This is a genomic window from Streptomyces sp. R818, assembly GCF_056172735.1.
In genome coordinates this window covers 657,737-670,836 of record NZ_JAOCNE010000014.1, presented here as the reverse complement: position 1 = coordinate 670,836, position 13,100 = coordinate 657,737, and the positions used below count along the sequence as shown (strand labels likewise).

The following is a 13,100-nucleotide window of genomic DNA, read 5'->3' as shown; positions in this document are numbered from 1 at the left end:
CTACGGCTGCCGGGAGCGCCCCGTGCGTCTATGTCGCGGTGTCGGGGCGCGCGGTGTGGTCGGGGTGCCCCTTCGTGCGGCGGGCCTCCTTCATCTCCGCCTCGTACAGGTGCGTACGTCCCTGGGCCAGCTCCTCGCGCACCTCGCGCTCCGTGTCCTTGTACAGCGCGTAGAACCCGGCGTCGTACTCCTCGACGACCTGGAAGGTCCACCGGCCGTCGAGGACATTGCGCCCGACCAGTTCGCGGTCGATCCGCTCGGCCCACTTCTCGTGCCCCGCGGTGCGCAACAGCTCGACGGCGCGGCCCAGTTCGAGGTCGGCGGTGCCGGTCAGCTGGTGGAAGGCGTAGAGGTGGCCGCGCGCCTGCTCGACCGTCTCCAGCGCCTTCGACACCGACCCGAGGGCCTCCACGGTCGCGTCACTCACACCGTCGGGCCGCTGGTGTGCGCGGGCGGGCTCATCGTGTTTCTCGCTCATGGGCGTCTGCTGCCCCATGATCGCCCTGCCCTATCGCCGCTCGGGGCAGGTGGCACCGAAGGTGTGAGACGTTGCTCCGTCATGTGCGGGGCGGTTAGGGCCTGTCGTCAAATTCCCGTCGTCGCCCGGAGGGCGGCCCCGCGGCGTCTGGTGCGTGCTCTCGGCGTGCCGGGTGCAAGGCCTCGTACTGGACGTACTTGGCCTTGTGCCCGGTGCGGCGAGAGTGCGTGCCAGGCGTCGTGGGGCAGACGGGAATTTGACGACAGGCCCTAGGGTCGGCTGCGTGACTGCCGGGTCGGCCTTGGGCCACGCACGAGTGAGGGTCCCGGCCTCGGCGTGAGCCCGGGGCGGGCGAGAGGCCCGCCGTCGTCTCCGTGTCTTCTTCCGGTGCCCGTCCGTGGCACCTCGTCCCGACACATCCAGAGACCCGGAGCCACACACCTATGTCACCCACCCAGCAGCACCCGCACGCCTCCGAACGAGTGGCGCACGCCGTCGAGTTGAACCACACCGCCGTCTACGCGAGCGACCGTCACCTGTCGGCGGAGTTCATCGCCGCCGTCCTCGGCCTTCGGGTCGGTGCCCCGTTCGGCCCGTTCCTGCCCGTCGACCTCGGCAACGGCGTGACGCTCGACTACTACGAGAAGCGGGACGAGCCGATCCAGCCGCAGCACTACGCGTTCCTCGTGCCCGAGGCACGCTTCGACGCCATGATCGACCGCCTGGAGACGCTCGGGACCACCTACTACGCCGACCCCGGCCACACCGAACCCGGCAGGGTCAACACCTTGTTCGGCGGTCGCGGCGCGTACTTCGAGGACCCGGACGGGCACAACATGGAGATCATGACCCGGCCGTACGTCCGCCCCTAGCGGAGACGGAGGTCGCGGCCCTACGCGCTCCGGTACTGGTCCCTCGTGCCGGGCAGTTCCCGGAAACCGGCGGACCTGTAGGTGGCGACGGCGGCGGCGTTGGCGCTGGGGGTGGAGACCAGCGCGCTGGACGCGCCCAGCCGGCGCAGGGCGGCCGCCGCGGCGACGGTGACCGCTCTGCCGTGGCCGCGGCCGCGGTGGTCCGGGTGCACGCCCACGGGTTCGAGGAGCCCGGGGCGGCCGCTCCCCGCCGACCACACGGTCGCCGCCGCGACGGCGTCGCCCCGGCCGTCGTGCACGACGAGACAGCGCGCGTCGGCGTAGGCCGGTCCGGCCGCCATCGTGCGCCAGCGCTCGTCGGTGAACGCGGGCCGGCCGAACGCGGCCCGGTGCACCGCCGTGCGCACCCGCGCCCGCCCGGGTCCGGTCACCTCGACGCGCAGGCCGGGGCCCGGGTCGGGCACCGGTTCCGTGAGGTCGCGCAGGAGCGGCGTCCACGGCTCGTCGAGGCCCCAGCCGGCCTCGGCCAGCAGCTTGTGGACGAGTGCCTCGCCCGGCGAGTCGACGGCGGCGCGCCCCGCGCCGAGGACCCCGCGCTCCGGCAGCGTCACGTCCGCCACCAGGCGCTCGGCGAGCTCGGCGTCCTGCCGGGCGTACGGCGCGATCGTCAGCCGCAGCACGTCCGGCTCGTCGAGGAGACCGACGGCGAGGATGCGGCCGTCCCTGCGCCAGGTCCGCAGCGCCGCGGCCGTCGCCCGCTCGCCCGAGCGCCAGAACCAGCCCACGTCCCCCGGATGGAGCTGCACGGGCGCCTCGTCGTGCTGCCACTCCCGCAGCGCGTCCAGGATCTCGCTCAGCCGGCCGGCCTCCGGTTGGTGCAGCGTTGTCGCCATGACGGTGATCCCACACCATCGCGCCCCGTGACCGCACCGGGATTTCCCGGCCTGCGGCGGCCCGCGCGATCTCTCGTGGTGGACAGCGCCACGGCTCCCCCTCGTCCGGGAGCTACGGTGGCCCTTTCACCGTGCACGAACCGCACACGGACCGCGCGTGGACCGCACACGCGGAGACCAGAGCACTACCCGAAGAGGCCGGTCCCCGGCTGAGAGGTGTCTGACAGTGACGACCGTCGCTTACCAGGGCGAATTCGGCTCCAACTCGGCGGCCGCCACCCAAGCGCTGTTCCCCGGCAGCGCCGAGCTGCCCTGCTCCAACTTCGAGCAGGCCCTCGACGCCGTGACGCTCGGCGCCGCCGACCTGGCGGTCATCCCGGTGGACAACTCCGCGGCGGGCCGCGTCGCCGACGTCCACCACCTCCTGCCCGAGTCGGGCCTGTTCGTCATCGGCGAGTACTTCCTCGCGATCCACTTCGACCTGGTGGGCGCCCCCGGGGCCGCTCTCGACCAGGTGGAGTGCGTGCGCAGCCACGTGCACGCGCTCGGCCAGTGCCGCAAGATCCTTCGCGAGGGCGGCTGGCGCACCCTCGTCAGCGACGACACCGCCGGGGCCGCCCGTGAGGTGGCCGAGCTGGGCGACCCGCGCCACGCGGCGCTCGCCCCGCCCGCCGCCGCCGCGCACTACGGGCTGGACGTGCTGCGCGGCGGGGTCGAGGACGACCCGGACAACACCACCCGCTTCGTGGTCCTCTCCCGGGACGCCGCCTTCGCGCCGCTCGACGCGGGCCCGACCATGACGAGCCTCTTCTTCGCCGTGCGGAACATCCCCAGCGCCCTGTACAAGGCGCTCGGCGGCTTCGCCAGCAACGCGGTGAACCTCACGAAGATCGAGAGCTACCAGATGGGCGCGGGGCTCAATCCGAGCTGCTTCTACGTCGAGGTCGAGGGTCACCCGGACGAGGAGCGCGTCGCCCTCGCCCTCCAGGAGCTGCGCTTCTTCTCCTCCGAGGTGCGCATCCTCGGCGTGTACCCGGCGCACCCGCACCGTCTGGGCCGCTAAGCGGTCCCCGGCGCGGGGCCGGTGCTGCCGCGCGGGATGAGTTCCACCGGCAGCACCACGTGGCGCTCCATGTTGCCGTCCGGCTCCTGGATGACCGCATGGGCCAACTCGGCCGCGGCACGGCCCAGTTGGCGTACGGGCTGCGCCATCGTGGACAGGTCCCAGGCGCCGGCCATCGCATGGTCGTCGAAGCCGAGGACCGAGACCCGGCCGGGCACCGGGACATTGGCCCCGCGCAACACGGTCAGCAGCCGGAAGGCGATGTCGTCCGTCTCGGCGAAGATCGCGGTGGGCGGGTGCGGGAGGCTCAGCAGCCGCCCCACCGCGGCGTCGAGGACCGGCCCCTGCCAGTCGGCGACCTGCCGCACGAGTTCCTCGTCGTGCTCGACGCCCGCCTCCGCCAGCGCGGCGCGGTAGCCGTCGAGGCGCGCCCTGCTGCTCCAGGCGAAACCGGAGGGGTCCGCGGGCTCCAGGTAGGCGATGCGCCGGTGGCCGAGGTGGAGCAGGTGCCGGGTGCCGCGCAGGGCGGCCTCGGCGTCGTCCACGTACACACTGGCCCGGTGCTCCTCGTGCTGGCTGACGAAGACCAGCGGCAGGCCGAGGTCGTCGAGGCGCTCCCGCTCCGCCGGGGAGAGCGCGAAGCTGACGACGAGCAGCGCGTCGGCGTTGCGGCGCGCGGGCAGGCGGTCGAAGAAGTGGGCGCGCTCCTCGGGCGTGGTGACGCTGTAGACCAGCATGTCCATGCCCGCCTCGGCGAGGGCGGGGGCCATGCCGGCGAGCGTGGCGCCGAGGAACCAGGACTCCAGGTTCGGCACGAGGACGGCGACCCGGCCGGTGCGCCCGGTGACCAGGCTGGAGGCGCTGCGCGAGATCGAGAACGACAGCTCGCGCGCCGCCTGTTCGACCCGTGCGCGGGTCGCGGGCGACACCGTCGACAGGCCGCGCATCGTGCGCGAGACGGTCGAGGGGGACACTCCGGCCCGCTCAGCGACATCCGCGAGCGTGGCGCCATTCTCACCGGCCATGCCCGGGACGCTAACACAGGGTCGGGCCTTCGTATGACAGCGCTGTCACCGTCGGAGCCCTCCATGGCACCGGTTCGAGCTGAACAAACGGCTACTCCCCCATTGACAGCGCGAAAACGTCGTTCGTACCGTGCTAGCGCTGTCATCGGGCGGCACTCAATGGTGAGGAGCGTGCCATGGCCCTGAAACGCAGAGCCCTGCTGGCGGGCGGCGTGAGCGCCGTCGCGGCGGGTCTGCTGTCCGGTTGCGGGGGCAAGAACCTCGACGACCTGCTCACGCAGGCGGCGGCCCGGCCCAGGCCGGGAGCGCGGCTGACGTGGTGGGTCTCCGAGATCCCCTCGCGGCGCGGCGCCATCGTGGCCGATCTGATCATCCGGGCGTTCGAGCGCCGCCACCCCGGCATCCGCGTCACGAAGATCAACGCGCTGTCCACCAGCGACGGCAACCGCAGCGCCATCGCCACCCAGCTCGCCGGCGGCTCCTCGCGGCCCGACGTGTACCTCGGCGACACGACCTGGCCCGCGCAGTTCGGCCACGCCTCGCTCGCGCTGCCCGTCGAGACGCTGCTCCCGGGCGACTTCTGGGACGCCTATCCGGCGGCGCTGCGGCGCAGTACCACGTACGAGGGCAAGGTCTACGCGGTGCCGTTCTTCACGGACAGCACCTACCTCTTCTACCGCAAGGACCTCCTGGCCAAGCACGGTCTGCGGGTGCCGAGGAGCTGGGAGGAGCTGCTGCACACCTCGCGCACGGTGCAGCGCGCCGGGGACGTCTCCGCCGGGTTCCTCTGGCAGGCCGCGGTGACCGAGGCGCTGACCGCCAACGTCGCGGAGTTCCTCGCGGACGCGGGCGCGCCGGTCCTCGACGGCACCGGGCGGGCGGTGCTCGGCGGCGACGCGGCCGAGCGGGCGTTCTCCCTGATGGCGAAGTTCACGTCCAGCGGGGTCACGCCGCGCAGTGTGACGACGTACGAGGAGTCCGACGCGCAGGACGCGTTCGTCGGAGGGCGCGGACTCTTTCTGCGCAACTGGTCCTACGCCTGGGTCAACGCGAACACCCCGAAGGTCTCCGGCGTCGCCGGGAAGGTCGGGGTCACGCCGCGGCCCGGGTTCGAGGGCACCGGCCGCTCCGGGATCTCCTGCGCGGGCGGCTGGAGCAACTTCGTGAACCCCAGTTCGCAGGAGCTGGGCGCGGCCATGGAGTTCGCGACGTTCTGCGCCGGGGACGAGGTGCAGCGCCTCCTCGCCCGGGAGGCGGGCGTCGTGCCCGCGCTGACTTCGGCGCTGCGGAGCGAGGAGGCGCGCGCGGCGGCCGACCCGACCGTGCTGCGCGCCGCTGATCTCACCCTCGTCGACCGGCCCGTGCAGACCCCGTACTACCCGCAGGTCAGCAAGGCGCTCTACACACCCGTGAACGGCGTCGTCGGGGGCGACCTCTCCCCCGCCGCCGGAGTACGTGCCGCGCGCGAAGGGCTGCGCAAGGCGCTGGAAGGGAAGGCCCAGTGAACCCGGCACCGAGGGTGGAGACCCGGCTCGCCCCCGATCCGTCCCCGAGAGCCGATCCACCGCGCGCCACGAAGAAGAAGGGCGCTTCGCCGCGCCGCCGCACCGGCTGGCTGTTCGCCTCCCCGGCGCTCCTGGTCGTGGCGGCCGTGACGGTCTTCCCCGTCCTCTTCTCGCTGCTCCTCTCCTTCTGCGAGGTCAAGCTCGACTACGGCGGCCTGCGCCTCGGCTCGCCCACGCTCGCGCACTACGAGGCGCTGCTGACCAGCCCCGAGTGGTACCAGGCACTCGCCTTCACACTGGGCTTCACGATCGTCTCCGTCTCCCTGGAACTCGTCCTCGGCACGGTCGTCGCGCTCGTCCTGGAGCGGCTCGGCGCCGCCCGCGGCTGGATCCTCGCGCTGCTCCTGCTGCCGTGGGCGCTGATCAACGTCGTGGCCGCGCAGCTGTGGTCGTACCTCTTCAACAGCACGTACGGCGCGGTCAGCTGGCTGTGCGGGCAACTCTTCGGCGGCCAGCCGGACATCCTCGGCGAGCCGGCGCCCGCGATGGCGGCGATGGTGGCCGTCGACGTGTGGAAGACGACACCGTTCGTCGCGATCGTCGTCCTCGCGGGGCTCATGCTGATCCCGGGCGACGTCTACGAGGCCGCCGAGATCGACGGCGCGTCCGCCTGGACGACGTTCTGGAAGGTGACGCTGCCGCAGTTGCGGCCCATCGTCGCCATCGCGGTGCTCTTCCGCATCCTCCAGGCGTTCGGCATCTTCGACCTGCCGTTCGTCCTGACACAGGGCGGGCCGGGAACGGCGACGCAGTCGGTGGCGATCCTCGGCTACCGCATCCTGTTCCAGAACCTCGACTTCGGCGGCGGCGCCGCCGTCGCCGTCCTCACCGCCGCCATCGTCATGGGCTGCTGCCTGCTGTCGCTGCGCGTCTTCCGCACCCAGGTCGACGAAGGAGGCCAGGCATGAGCCGCCGCATCCCCCGCACCGGTGTCCGCAGGTACGTCAATCCCGTCAATCTGGGCGGACTGCTCATCGTCGTCTGTACGACACTGCCGCTGCTCTGGATGGTCTCCGCGTCGCTCAAGGGGCCGGGCGAGATCAGCGCGACGCCGCCCTCGTTCATCCCCAACGAGCCCACGCTCGACAACTACGACATCGCCTTCCACCGCAACGGCATCGGCCGCTACTTCCTGAACAGTGTCGTCGTGGCTTCCGCGTCGACCGTCCTCATCCTGTCCCTGGCGTTCCTCGCCGGGTACGCGCTCGCCCGGCTGCCCCTGCGCGGGCGCGGGGCCATCATGACGGTGCTGCTCATGCTGTCGGTGTTCCCGCCGATCGCGATGCTCGTCCCGCTGTTCCTGATGGAACGCCAGGCGGGACTGCTCAACAGCTACCCCGGCCTCGTCATCCCGTACGTGGCGCTCAACCTGCCCTTCGCGATCTGGATCCTCCGCAACTACCTCAGCGGCATCCCGCGCGAACTGGAGGAGGCGGCGACCGTCGACGGGGCGGGGCCGCTGCGCACCGCGCTGACCGTCATCCTGCCGCTGGCCCGGCCCGGACTGTTCACCGCCGGGGTCTTCTCCTTCACGGCCACCTGGTCCGAGTTCCTGCTCGCCCTCACCTTCAACGGCGCCGACGACCGGCGCACCGTGCCCGTCGGGATCGCCCTGTTCACCAGCCAGTACCAGGTGCCGTACGGGGTGATCTTCGCGGGCGCGATGGTCGCCACCGTGCCGATCGCGGTCCTGGTGCTGATCTTCCGCCGGTCGATCGTGTCCGGCATGACCACGGGGGCGGTGAAGGGCTGACGCCCGCCCCTGTACGTCCTCTCGCACGCTTTGCAAGCTCGCACGTTCCGAAAGGCCCCGCATGACCCAGCACCACGCCCCCGCCGGACCGTCGAACGAGGCGGACTGGTGGCGGCAGGCCGTCGTCTACCAGGTCTACCCGCGCAGTTTCGCCGACTCCGACGGCGACGGCATCGGCGACATCGCCGGTCTCACCTCCCGCCTCCCCCACCTCGCTGACCTCGGCGTGGACGCCGTCTGGCTCAGCCCGTTCTACCCCTCCGAGCTGGCGGACGGCGGCTACGACGTCGCCGACCACCGGAACGTCGACCCGCGGCTCGGCACGCTCGCCGACTTCGACGCGATGGTCGCCGAGGCCGGCCGGCTCGGGCTGAAGATCATGGTCGACATCGTGCCGAACCACTCCTCGGACCGGCACCGCTGGTTCCAGGAGGCGCTCGCGGCCGGGCCCGGGTCCGCCGCGCGCGAGCGCTACGTCTTCCGCGACGGCAAGGGCGAGCACGGAGAACTGCCGCCCACCGACTGGCCGTCCAGCTTCGGCGGGCCCGCATGGACCCGGGTCCCCGACGGACAGTGGTACCTCCACCTGTACGCGCCCGAGCAGCCCGACTTCGACTGGGACCACCCCGAGGTGCGCGCGGACTTCCACGAGACGCTGCGCTTCTGGTCGGACCGGGGTGTCGCGGGCTTCCGCATCGACGTCGCCCACGGCCTCGCCAAGGACCTGAGCGAACCGCTGCGCGACCTCGGCGACGGAGCCGACTACCAGCCCGGCACCCTGCCCGACGACGGCAGCCACCCCCTGTGGGACCGGGACGCCGTGCACGAGATCTACCGGGGCTGGCGGAAGGTCTTCGACGCGTACGACCCGCCGCGCTTCGCCGTCGCGGAAGCCTGGGTCCGGGCGTCACGGCGCGCCGCGTACGCCTCGCCGGACGGGCTCGGCCAGGCGTTCAACTTCGACTTCCTCTACGCGCGCCTGAACGCCGCCGAGCTGCGCGGCACCGTCACCGCCGGGCTCGCCGACGCCCGCGCCGCGGGCACCACCAGCACCTGGGTGCTCTCCAACCACGACGTGGTGCGCCACCCGTCGCGCTACGCCCTGCCCGACGGAGCCGCCAAGCCGGACATCGAGGCATGGCTGCTCACCGACGGGCAGAGCCCCGCGCCCGACGTTGAATCAGGTCTGCGCAAGGCCCGTGCCGCCGCCCTCCTGATGCTGGCGCTGCCCGGCTCCGCCTACGTGTACCAGGGCGAGGAGCTGGGCCTTCCCGAGGTCGCCGACCTGGCCCGCGAGGATCTGCGCGATCCGATGTGGGTGCGGAGCGCCGGGCTCGTCAAGGGCCGTGACGGGTGCCGGGTGCCGCTGCCCTGGACCGCCGGGGGCCCGAGCTTCGGCTTCGGCCCCGGCGGCTCCTGGCTGCCGCAGCCCGCGGACTGGGGCCGGTACGCGGCCGAGGTCCAGCGCGGTGACGAGGGCTCGGTCCTGGAGCTGTACCGCGCGGCCCTGCGCCTGCGCCGTTCGCTCGTCCGGGACGAGGACCTGACGTGGCTGAGCACACCCCGCGAGACAGAACACGGCCTGCTGCACTTCGCCCGCGCAGACGGCTGGCACACCGTCAGCAACCTGTCGGACGCCCCGGCGCCGCTCCCGGCGGGCAAGGTCCTGCTGGCCTCCGGCCCCGTGCGGGACGGCCTGCTGCCGCCGTGGACGACGGTGTGGCTGCGCGCGGCGAACGCCCCTGAGCGCATGCGCCCGGCCTGACAACCCGCGAGCCGCACGGTTTGCGCCGGGGCGGAGGGGCCGCGAACGCAGGGCCTGCGGCTGGCGGACTTGACGGGTCTGCAGCGCCTGCGGGTCCGGCGCCCCAGGGGACGTCACCGCACACGCGTGACCGTCGCATGTCGCGTCGTGCCCGCGACCACCTCCACCACCAAGCCGCGCCCCGTCGTCGTGTACGTCTCGCCGTCGTCCGTGCGGGCGCGGCGGCCGGGGCCCGCGTGCGTGATGTGGCGGGCCATGTCGGCGGCCACCTGGGCGATGACCGTCTGGGACAGCAGGTGCCGGCCGTCCGGGAGACGGACGACGACCCGCAGCGGCTGGACGGCCGGGCCGACGTAGCCGACGACCTCCGCGTCCACCGTCTCGCTGTGCCGGGCCGTCCGCCAGACCCGGTCCGGCCGGTAGGGCGACTCCGCGCGCTTGGCGACGACCCCCTCGACGCCCTGCGCCTGGAGCTGCTCGAACCAGACCCGGGCCACCTCCGCGTCGTCCGTCGCGGGCACCGGCCGGATCGGCGGCTTCGCGTCGGCCAGGACGTCGAGCAGCGCCGCGCGCCGCTCCCGGTAGGGACGTTCGCGCAGGTCCACGCCGTCCACGGCGAGGCAGTCCCAGACGGCGTAGTACGCGGGGTACTCCGCCGCGAGCGCGGACGCCCGGCGGGGCGTCGCGTTCCCGCGGGCCTCCGCGGCGGCGAGGTCGAGGCGGCCGTCGATCCAGACGACGGCTTCGCCGTCGAGGACGGTCCCGGGGCGCAGCGCGCCCTGCGCCGCGGCGACGAGGTCCATCCACGCGGTGGTGACGGTGCGCCCGGTACGGGCGTGGCACTTCACCCCCTCCTCGGTGCGGTGCATGACGAGCCGCTGGCCGTCGAACTTGGGCTCGTACCACCAGTCGGCTCCGGTGGGCAGCGTGGGCACGGACTCGGCGAGCGCGACAGCGACAGGAAACTCCACACGTCAAGGCTTGCCGAACGGAGCGGAAACCGCAGTCCCGGCTAGGCCGTTCGTTCGTCAGGCCCGGCTGACGCGCGGGTCGACGCGGGCACCCGCCGCGTCACCGGGTCGGGTGATCCGCCGGGCAAGGGCGGCTCGCCGGACGCCACGGCCTGCAGCATGAGGCGCCTCGCCCGCACGCCGCGAAGGCGTCCCGGCACCGACGAGAGGACCCCGCATGCCTGCCCACGACTTCCTGACGGCCAAGGTGGAGCACGCCTTCGACCTGCTCGACACCGACGGGGACGGCGTCCTGACCGAGGCGGACCACGTCCTCATGGGACAGCGCTCGGCGAAGGAGCTGCACCGGACGCCCGAGCCGGCCCAGACCGAGGCGATGGTGGACGCCTACCGCAACGCCTGGCAGCAGGCGCACCGGCACAACACGGACGCCGAGGGCAGGCTCTCCCGTCGCGTCTTCGTCGATTCGGTCCAGGCCCTCTTAGCCGACGCGGCGCTCGCGGACGAGGTCTGCGAATCCATCCTGCGGTCGGTGCTGAGCCTCGCGGACATCAAGGGCACAGGAGAGATCGCCCCGGCGGCGTACCGGGCCTTCGTTCTGGGGCAGACGCCGCGCCTCGCGCACGCGGAGATCGAGGAGAGCTTCCGCCGGATCGACAGGGACGGCAACGGTGTGATCTCCAAGGACGAGCTGAAGCAGGCCGTGGTCGAGTACTTCACCAGCGACGATCCGAAGGCGCCGGGCAACTGGCTCTTCGGACAGCCGCCGGTGACCTCCTGAGAAAGCGCGCCGCTCACGCCGCTTCGTAGTCGTGGGCGCGTCCGCCGCGCCATTTCACCCACGCCGGGTCGTCGAGGAGCGACTCGGCGTCGGTGAGCCCGGCGCGCCGCAGGAACTCCACGACGTCGTCGTCCGAGTGCGCGAGGCCGAGGATCCGGCCGCGCGCCGTCACCCGCCGGCCGCCCGTGCGCGACGGCGGGTGCACGATGATCGGGGCACTCGTCATGGTTCCAGGGTCGCCGGTCACCGCCCCTTCCGCGAGTTCATGAACCAGGCCACGGCCAGGACGACGAGGATGACGATGATCAGCAGCTTCATGTCGTCCATGTGCCCCGGAGCGGGCGCGTCAGTCGTGCCGCGCCTCCCCCGCCGCGTTGTTTAACTTTCACGCATCGGCTAGGCTCGTCCACGATCTTGAAAGTTCAAGTTGTACGTCATACGAGGCAGCAGCCGACCCGCCGGAAGGACCCCCACATGACCTCCGTCCTGACGACCCGCCCGTCCGCCCCGGACACCACCCCCGAGAGCGCGTCCCCCCACGCCTACGACATCGGCCTCCTCGTCCTGCGCCTCGCGCTCGGCCTGACCGTCGCCGCGCACGGCACGCAGAAGCTCTTCGGCTGGTTCGGGGGCGGCGGCATCAAGGGCACCGGCCAGTTCTTCGAGCAGAGCGGCTACCCCTCGGGCAAGGCCATGGCGGTCGTCGCCGGGCTCAGTGAGACCCTCGGCGGGCTCGGGCTCGTCCTCGGCATCCTGACGCCGCTCGCGGGCGCGGCCGTGCTCGGCACCATGATCAACGCGCTGGCCGTCAAGTGGGGCGGCGGCTTCTTCGCGCCCGCCGGCGTCGAGTACGAGCTGCTCCTCGCCGCCGGGGCCGCCGGGCTCGCCCTCACCGGTCCCGGCCGGATCGCCGTGGACCGCTTCCTGCCCGGCCTGCGCGCGCACCGGCTGCGCTACGGCGTCGCCGCCGTGCTGCTCGCGCTTGTGATGGCGGCGCTCGTCCTGCTCATCCGCAAGTAGGGCGCGGCGTCACGCCTGCTGCGGGCGGACGGTGAGGATCTGCTCGGCGTGGCCGACCGGGCCGCGTACGTCGTGCAGAACGGTGCTGGTCACCCCGTGTCCGGCCGGGCCGAACGTCACCGTGGTGTCCAGACCCGTCCAGCGGCCCTCCGGCTGCCGGTGCAGATGCACCGTGAGATCGACGTTCGGGAACATCCACTCCGCGGGTGACTCCCGTACGGCGATGCCGTTCGCGGTGTCGACCAGGGCCACGTAGGACGCGAGCGCGCTGCTCGGCTGCCCGGCGACCAGGTTCAGCGGCGTGGACACCCAGGCGGTCGTGCGGCCGGGGCGCGGCGGCCCGACCGGGCGGACGTCGACCGAGGCGATGTACCCGCCCGGCCACTCCTCGTCCAGCGCCCAGGACGCGAGTCCCTCGGGCGGCGTGAGCGGCGCCGGGCCGCCGCCCGCGACCCGGGCGGTGTCGCCCGGCGCGAGCAGCCAGGCGCGGGCGCGCACCACGGCCCGGCCCGCGATGACGACGACGGCCTCGAGCAGTTCGATGGTGCGGCCGGGCCGGACCGTCTCCACCCGTATCTCGCACTCCTCCAGGCCGAGCCGCCCGAGGATGTCGAAGCTGATCCGCGCCAGGACCAGGCCGCTGGGCCCGGGACGCGCGGCCAGGTGGCGGTCGATGGCGTGCACGACAAGGCCGCCGAGCGGGCTGAAGTGCTGCTCGCCGGGGTCCCAGGCGCCGCTCGCGTGCGCGGTCGGCTTGTAGCGGTGGGCGTCGATCGGCTCGTAGTAGCTGTCGGTGCCGGCGATACTGTCGGTGCTCAACGGGCGTGTTCCTTCCGGCCGGTGCGAGATGATCAACGTAACCGAACGGTCGTCCGGCACGGCGGACCAGGCCGCTGCGCACTGTTCGCACCCGG

14 protein-coding genes are annotated in these 13,100 nt (G+C 72.8%); 8 read left to right on the top strand and 6 right to left on the bottom strand.

The window, feature by feature from the left end:
* Positions 1-28 precede the first annotated feature (28 nt).
* Positions 29-478 carry a hypothetical protein gene (locus tag N5I75_RS34800; protein ID WP_476684142.1) on the bottom strand — a complete coding sequence of 150 codons (450 nt, stop codon included), beginning with the start codon at positions 476-478 and terminating at the stop codon, positions 29-31.
* A 443-nt stretch (positions 479-921) separates the two neighbouring features.
* On the opposite strand from N5I75_RS34800, the gene N5I75_RS34795 reads away from it, so the two are divergent.
* The gene (locus N5I75_RS34795; protein ID WP_476684141.1) at positions 922-1,350 is read left to right on the top strand and encodes a VOC family protein; all 429 of its coding nucleotides are present in this window, start codon (positions 922-924) and stop codon (positions 1,348-1,350) included.
* A gap of 20 nt (positions 1,351-1,370) precedes the next feature.
* Here N5I75_RS34795 and N5I75_RS34790 read toward each other — a convergent pair whose 3' ends face one another.
* The gene (locus tag N5I75_RS34790; RefSeq protein WP_476684140.1) at positions 1,371-2,243 is read right to left on the bottom strand and encodes a GNAT family N-acetyltransferase; all 873 of its coding nucleotides are present in this window, start codon (positions 2,241-2,243) and stop codon (positions 1,371-1,373) included.
* A gap of 226 nt (positions 2,244-2,469) precedes the next feature.
* On the opposite strand from N5I75_RS34790, the gene N5I75_RS34785 reads away from it, so the two are divergent.
* Positions 2,470-3,306 (top strand): prephenate dehydratase, encoded by an 837-nt coding sequence (locus tag N5I75_RS34785; RefSeq protein ID WP_476684139.1) that lies wholly within the window; start codon positions 2,470-2,472, stop codon positions 3,304-3,306.
* Here the strand turns inward: N5I75_RS34785 and N5I75_RS34780 are convergent.
* Entirely contained in the window at positions 3,303-4,331 is a 1,029-nt protein-coding gene (locus N5I75_RS34780) for a LacI family DNA-binding transcriptional regulator (protein WP_476684138.1), read from the bottom strand. The two genes, N5I75_RS34785 and N5I75_RS34780, sit on opposite strands and share 4 nt — an antisense overlap.
* A gap of 176 nt (positions 4,332-4,507) precedes the next feature.
* On the opposite strand from N5I75_RS34780, the gene N5I75_RS34775 reads away from it, so the two are divergent.
* The 4 genes from N5I75_RS34775 to N5I75_RS34760 all read left to right on the top strand — a co-directional run bounded on the left by N5I75_RS34775 (position 4,508) and on the right by N5I75_RS34760 (position 9,414).
* Positions 4,508-5,836: an extracellular solute-binding protein gene (locus N5I75_RS34775; RefSeq protein WP_476684137.1), complete on the top strand. Its 1,329-nt coding sequence runs from the start codon at positions 4,508-4,510 to the stop codon at positions 5,834-5,836.
* The gene (locus N5I75_RS34770) at positions 5,833-6,804 is read left to right on the top strand and encodes a carbohydrate ABC transporter permease (protein ID WP_476684136.1); all 972 of its coding nucleotides are present in this window, start codon (positions 5,833-5,835) and stop codon (positions 6,802-6,804) included. The genes N5I75_RS34775 and N5I75_RS34770 overlap by 4 nt, the downstream gene beginning before the upstream one ends.
* Positions 6,801-7,649, top strand: coding sequence for a carbohydrate ABC transporter permease (locus N5I75_RS34765; RefSeq protein ID WP_476684135.1), 849 nt, complete (start codon positions 6,801-6,803; stop codon positions 7,647-7,649). The genes N5I75_RS34770 and N5I75_RS34765 overlap by 4 nt, the downstream gene beginning before the upstream one ends.
* Before the next feature lie 61 nt (positions 7,650-7,710).
* The gene (locus N5I75_RS34760) at positions 7,711-9,414 is read left to right on the top strand and encodes a glycoside hydrolase family 13 protein (protein WP_476684134.1); all 1,704 of its coding nucleotides are present in this window, start codon (positions 7,711-7,713) and stop codon (positions 9,412-9,414) included.
* 113 nt (positions 9,415-9,527) lie between these two features.
* Here the strand turns inward: N5I75_RS34760 and N5I75_RS34755 are convergent, their stop codons facing one another.
* Positions 9,528-10,385: an ATP-dependent DNA ligase gene (locus tag N5I75_RS34755; protein ID WP_476684133.1), complete on the bottom strand. Its 858-nt coding sequence runs from the start codon at positions 10,383-10,385 to the stop codon at positions 9,528-9,530.
* A gap of 217 nt (positions 10,386-10,602) precedes the next feature.
* Here N5I75_RS34755 and N5I75_RS34750 point away from each other — a divergent pair, with 217 nt between their 5' ends.
* Positions 10,603-11,166: an EF-hand domain-containing protein gene (locus tag N5I75_RS34750; protein ID WP_476684132.1), complete on the top strand. Its 564-nt coding sequence runs from the start codon at positions 10,603-10,605 to the stop codon at positions 11,164-11,166.
* Positions 11,167-11,179: 13 nt separating this feature from the next.
* On the opposite strand, the gene N5I75_RS34745 is transcribed toward N5I75_RS34750, so the two are convergent.
* Complete coding sequence (locus tag N5I75_RS34745; RefSeq protein ID WP_476684131.1) at positions 11,180-11,392, bottom strand: hypothetical protein; 213 nt, start codon at positions 11,390-11,392, stop codon at positions 11,180-11,182.
* 248 nt (positions 11,393-11,640) lie between these two features.
* Between N5I75_RS34745 and N5I75_RS34740 the strand changes: the two genes are divergently transcribed.
* Positions 11,641-12,186: a DoxX family protein gene (locus N5I75_RS34740; RefSeq protein WP_476684130.1), complete on the top strand. Its 546-nt coding sequence runs from the start codon at positions 11,641-11,643 to the stop codon at positions 12,184-12,186.
* 9 nt (positions 12,187-12,195) lie between these two features.
* Here N5I75_RS34740 and N5I75_RS34735 read toward each other — a convergent pair whose 3' ends face one another.
* Complete coding sequence (locus N5I75_RS34735; RefSeq protein WP_476684129.1) at positions 12,196-13,005, bottom strand: thioesterase family protein; 810 nt, start codon at positions 13,003-13,005, stop codon at positions 12,196-12,198.
* Positions 13,006-13,100 lie beyond the last annotated feature (95 nt).

Coding starts and splice junctions, on each gene's coding strand:
- N5I75_RS34795 (WP_476684141.1), top strand. CDS start 922: ATGTCACCCACCCAGCAGCACCCGCACGCCTCCGAACGAGTGGCGCAC.
- N5I75_RS34780 (WP_476684138.1), bottom strand. CDS start 4,331: ATGGCCGGTGAGAATGGCGCCACGCTCGCGGATGTCGCTGAGCGGGCC.
- N5I75_RS34765 (WP_476684135.1), top strand. CDS start 6,801: ATGAGCCGCCGCATCCCCCGCACCGGTGTCCGCAGGTACGTCAATCCC.
- N5I75_RS34760 (WP_476684134.1), top strand. CDS start 7,711: ATGACCCAGCACCACGCCCCCGCCGGACCGTCGAACGAGGCGGACTGG.
- N5I75_RS34790 (WP_476684140.1), bottom strand. CDS start 2,243: ATGGCGACAACGCTGCACCAACCGGAGGCCGGCCGGCTGAGCGAGATC.
- N5I75_RS34750 (WP_476684132.1), top strand. CDS start 10,603: ATGCCTGCCCACGACTTCCTGACGGCCAAGGTGGAGCACGCCTTCGAC.
- N5I75_RS34740 (WP_476684130.1), top strand. CDS start 11,641: ATGACCTCCGTCCTGACGACCCGCCCGTCCGCCCCGGACACCACCCCC.
- N5I75_RS34800 (WP_476684142.1), bottom strand. CDS start 478: ATGAGCGAGAAACACGATGAGCCCGCCCGCGCACACCAGCGGCCCGAC.
- N5I75_RS34745 (WP_476684131.1), bottom strand. CDS start 11,392: ATGACGAGTGCCCCGATCATCGTGCACCCGCCGTCGCGCACGGGCGGC.
- N5I75_RS34775 (WP_476684137.1), top strand. CDS start 4,508: ATGGCCCTGAAACGCAGAGCCCTGCTGGCGGGCGGCGTGAGCGCCGTC.